This is a genomic window from Acidisphaera rubrifaciens HS-AP3, assembly GCF_000964365.1.
GTDB classification, from domain to species: domain Bacteria; phylum Pseudomonadota; class Alphaproteobacteria; order Acetobacterales; family Acetobacteraceae; genus Acidisphaera; species Acidisphaera rubrifaciens.
In genome coordinates this window covers 1-4691 of record NZ_BANB01000619.1, presented here as the reverse complement: position 1 = coordinate 4691, position 4691 = coordinate 1, and the positions used below count along the sequence as shown (strand labels likewise).

Genomic DNA, 4691 nt, shown 5'->3' with positions numbered 1-4691 from the left:
GGGCCGCGACGTCGTCGCCGGCCGGCGCGCCCACCGCTTGGACCGCCTCGCGGGCGCCGAGACGGCGCAGCCGGGCGCGCAGGTGGCGGAGCCGCACCACCCGCTTGCGCAGCGCCCAGGATGCATGCTGCATGATCGTGATGATCCTGCCGCCGACGCGGCTTTCGATCAGCTTCACGACATGCGGCCGGTCGTGGAGGTTGCGCGGCATCGGCGTCGCCGGGACGGCATCCCCGGACGGCGTCGTCGCGAGCAGTCGTTCCAGCAGATCGACCTCGGCGCGCAGCGTGCGCGCGACATACGCCCGCACCGGCGGCGCGGCGTCCGCCGCGTCGTGCGGGTCGTCCGGCGCGATGTCGCGCTCGTTCATGCCGCGCCCCCCTAATCCCTCAGCCCGGCCGCGCCTGACGCCGCCCGGTCACACGACCTCGCGCTGCGGCATGCCCTGCGGCACGACGGTCTTGACGATCGACGCATCGAGCGCCTCGTAGCCGGCATAGTCGATCGTCTCGTAGAGCTCCGCGCGCGTCTGCATGCGGTCGACCATGTTCTGCGTGCCGCCGTCGCGGGCGATCGCGGCATAAAGCTCCTCCTGCGCCCGGTTGGCGCAGCGCAGGGCGCTCACCGGCCAGATCACCATCTTGTAGCCCATGTCCGCGAACTCCGCGGCGGTGAAGAAGGGCGTCCGGCCGAACTCGGTCATGTTGGCCAGCAGCGGCAGGTCGGGGCGCCAGGCGTGCATGCGCCGGGCGAACTCGCGGAACATCTCCGCAGTGGTCAGCGCCTCGGGGAAGATCGCGTCGGCGCCGGCCTCGACGAACAGGCGCGCCCGGGCGACCGCCCCGTCCATCCCCTCGCTCGCCGCCGCATCGGTGCGCGCCATAATCACGAGATGCCGCCGCGCCCGCGCCGCCGCCGCGACCTTGGCCGCCATGTCGTGCGCGTCGGCCAGCCGCTTGTCGTTCAGGTGCCCGCATTTCTTGGGCAGAAGCTGGTCCTCGATATGCACGGCCGCCGCACCCGCGTCCTCGAAGCTGCGGACCATGTGCATCACGTTCAGCGCCTCGCCGTAGCCGGTGTCGCCGTCGGCGAGCACCGGCAGGCCGGAGGACCGCGCGACCTGGCGGATGAAGAAGCACACGTCCTCGACGGTGATGACGCCGAGATCCGGCAGCCCCATCGACGCCGTCATCGCGGCGCCGGACAGATAGAGCGCCTCGAACCCCGCGCGGCGGGCCTGCAGGGCCGCCATGCCGTTATGCGCGCCCGGCATCGGCAGGATGCCCGGTCGCGCCAGCAGCGCGCGCAGACGCGCACCGGCCGGCTCGCGCGGGAGGTCGTCGGCAACGAGATAGGTCACGATGGGGGGACTCCGCGCTGATGGTGGACCGGACGGGCTGTCCTAGCGGAACCGGCGCGGACGCGGAACCCGCCGAGGTGCCATGCGGAGCCGGCGCCGGCCGCCCGGCCGCGCGATCAGCGGAAGAACAGCAGCCCGATCGCCGCGAGGGACGGCAGCAGAAGCGCGCAGGACCACAGCATGTAACCGAAGAAGCCCGGCATCCGCACGCCCCGGTGCGACGCGATCGACGTCACCATCAGGTTCGGCGCGTTCCCTATATAAGTCAGCCCGCCGAAGAACACGGTGGCGCAGGCCAGCGCCCGCAGCACCGGGGCGAGCGTGCCGGTCAGCACCGCCGGATCGCCGCCCGCCAGTTCGAAGAACACGAGATAGGACGGCGCGTTGTCGAGAAACGCCGCGAGGCCGCCGCTCAGCCAGAACATCGGCAGCGGCGCCGGATGCCCGTCCGGCCCCTGGATCAGCCGCAGCAGCGGCGCCGCCGGGCCGTCCAGCCCGGCATGCAGGAGGGCGATCACCGGCCCGATCGTGATGAACACCGCGAGGAACAAGGTCGCGACCTCCGTCATCGGCGCCCAGGTGAAGAGATTGCCCTGCCGCACCGCGCGCGGCGTGGCGGCGACCGAGGCGAGGGTCACCGCCAGCATCATCGCCATGCCCGCCAGCCGCTCCGCGCCGATCCGCTGCCCGGCCAGCGTCACCGCCCCAGGGTGCCAGAGCCCCATGCCCAGCACGGTCGCGATCACCACGCCCAGCAGCGCCACGTTGACCCAGCCGCGCACACGCAGCGGCGCGCGCGGCGGCGGCAGCGGGGCGGCCTCCTCGGCGAACAGGCGACGGTCGAGCAGGTAGAAGACGATCAGGAACAGCCCGGCGATCGTCGCGACCGGCAGCGCGAGGTTCACGGTGGGCCAGAAGAACGGCACGCCGCGCAGGAAGCCGACATAAAGCGGCGGGTCCCCCAGGGGCGACAGCGCGCCGCCGATATTGCCGACCAACATGATCAGGAAGATGGCAAGGTGCCGCCGACGACGACGGGCCGCGTTGGCGCGCAGCAGCGGATGGATCAGGATCATGGCGGCCCCGGTCGTGCCCATGACGCCCGCCAGCAGCGTGCCGATCGCCAGCAGCAGCGTGTTGCCCGCCGGCCGGCCCCACGGACCGCCGCTGATCAGCACCCCGCCGCCGGTGGTGAACAGGGCCAGCAGCAGGATCACGAACGGCAGGTATTCCAGCAGGACGGCATGCCACACCTCCGCCAGCGCCACGGCCGGGCCGTGCAGCGCCATGTCGGGGATGACCAGGGCGATCACCCAGCCCGCCAGGACCAGCCCCATGCGCCGGTGCCAGAGCCGTGGCGCGACGATCGGGAACAGCGCCACCGACAGCAGGACGCCGAGGAACGGCAGGCCCCAGGCCGGCGCGAGGTGCGCCGCCGCCTCGGTCCCCGGCGTGGCGGCCAGGGCGGGCCGGCAGACCGCCAGGCCGCTCAGAAAAGTGATGCAACCCAGGATGCGGGGACGTGTTTTCGAGGGCCGTCCCCCATGGCCGGGGCGGCGCGCGGCCATGGCTGTCGGTTGCATGGCGGGGACCGTGCAAGTAACTTCCGCGCCGCGCAACGGAGAATACGAATGGACATGACCGGCGAGCGGCGTATCCCCGCGCCGCGCGAGCGGGTTTGGAGCGCGCTCAACGACCCCGACACGCTGAAGGCCTGCATCCCGGGCTGCGAGAAGCTGGAGCGCACGGCGGAGAACGAGTTCTCCGCCACGGCCGCGGTGAAGATCGGGCCGATCTCGGCGCGCTTCAACGGCCGGGTGCAGCTGTCGGACATCGAGGCGCCCACCAGCTACACCATCACCGGCGAGGGCCAGGGCGGCGTCGCGGGCTTCGCCAAGGGCGGGGCACATGTCGCGCTGGCCGATGACGCCGCCGGCACGTTGCTTACATACGACGTCAAGGCGCAGGTGGGCGGCAAGATCGCCCAGCTTGGCGCCCGCCTGATCGATGCCAGCGCCAAGCAGATGGCCGATCAGTTCTTTGACCGGTTCAGCGCCCGGGTTGCCGCCGACATGGCGCCGGCCGGTGCGGTGGCCGGAGCCGAACCAGGAGATACCATGGCAATCGAATCCCCGCCGCCGAGCCAGCCCACGCCGCCGCCGGCCGCCATCAGCGTGTTCTCGATGGTGCCGCGCGAGCCGCTCGGCATGCCCATCGTGTTCTGGATCGGCAGCGTGATCTTCCTGTTCGTCCTGCTGCTGATCTTCGGGAACTCGCTGTAACGTGACGGATCTTCCCGGCTCGGTCGAGGCGACGACGCGGCTGCTCGCGGACGGCGGCTACATCGCCGACCGCGATCTGGCGACCACCGTCCACCTCGCCCTCGCCATGCGGCGCCCGCTTCTGCTGGAGGGGGAGCCCGGCACGGGCAAGACCGAGATCGCCAAGGTCCTGGCCACCGGTCTCGGCCGGCGGCTGGTGCGCCTGCAATGCTATGACGGCATGGACCTCGCGGCGGCGGCCTATGAGTGGGACCACGCCCGCCAGCTCATGGCGATCCGTCTGGCCGAGGCGGCGGGCGAGACCGACCGCGACCGTATCTCCGGCGAGATCTATACCCGCGCCTTCCTGCAGGGACGGCCGCTGCTCTCGGCAATCGACCCCGACCTGCCGCCCGCCGTGCTGCTGATCGACGAGCTTGACCGGGCCGACGAACCGTTCGAGGCGTTCCTGCTGGAGGTGCTGGCGGATTTCCAGCTGACCATCCCGGAACTCGGCACGATCCGCGCGACGACGCGCCCGGTGGTGGTGCTCACGTCGAACCGCACCCGCGAGGTGCATGACGCGATCCGCCGGCGCTGCCTCTACCATTGGGTGGACTACCCCGACGCGCGGCGCGAGCGGGCGATCCTGGCCGCCCGCGCGCCGGACGTGCCGGCCGCCCTGTCGGCGGAGATCGTCGCCTTCGTCCAGCGTCTGCGATCCACAGACCTGTTCAAGCTGCCGGGCGTCGCCGAGACGATCGACTGGGCCTCGGCCCTGACGCATCTCGACCAGACCGAGCTGACGCCGGAAGCGGTGGACGAGACGCTGGGCATTCTCTTGAAATATCAGGACGATATCGCGAAAATCCGCGGAGCGGAGGCCGCCCGTCTGGTGTCCGAGGCGCGCGCGCAGCCCGCCGCCGCATGAATCCCCCTGCCGCATGAGGGACGACGCCGGCGACCTCGGCGATGCCGTCGCGCTGATCCAGCACTCCTTCGCGCTGAACGCCCTGCGGATGGACAGCGCCGCGGCCAGCCAGGGCACCGGCGGAAAGCTTGCCGACAAC

The 4691-nt window shown here is 71.6% G+C and carries 5 protein-coding genes; 2 read left to right on the top strand and 3 right to left on the bottom strand.

All coding sequences use genetic code 11. The features are described from left to right. The 3 genes from B8460_RS15465 to B8460_RS15455 form a co-directional block, all read right to left on the bottom strand. On the bottom strand, positions 1-370 hold a 370-nt coding region (locus B8460_RS15465; RefSeq protein ID WP_048862507.1), incomplete at its 3' end, for a hypothetical protein. Positions 371-418: 48 nt separating this feature from the next. Further along, on the bottom strand, positions 419-1360 hold the full coding sequence (prpB, locus tag B8460_RS15460) for a methylisocitrate lyase (RefSeq protein WP_048862506.1): 942 nt from the start codon (positions 1358-1360) through the stop codon (positions 419-421). 116 nt (positions 1361-1476) lie between these two features. After that, positions 1477-2928 carry a sodium:proton antiporter gene (locus tag B8460_RS15455; protein ID WP_084623708.1) on the bottom strand — a complete coding sequence of 484 codons (1452 nt, stop codon included), beginning with the start codon at positions 2926-2928 and terminating at the stop codon, positions 1477-1479. Here B8460_RS15455 and B8460_RS15450 point away from each other — a divergent pair. Next, a complete protein-coding gene (locus B8460_RS15450) occupies positions 2905-3642 on the top strand; it encodes an SRPBCC family protein (RefSeq protein WP_307188640.1) in 738 nt (245 codons plus the stop codon). The two genes, B8460_RS15455 and B8460_RS15450, sit on opposite strands and share 24 nt — an antisense overlap. A gap of 1 nt (position 3643) precedes the next feature. Then, positions 3644-4552 (top strand): AAA family ATPase, encoded by a 909-nt coding sequence (locus tag B8460_RS15445; RefSeq protein WP_048862504.1) that lies wholly within the window; start codon positions 3644-3646, stop codon positions 4550-4552. The last annotated feature ends 139 nt before the right edge of the window (positions 4553-4691 follow it).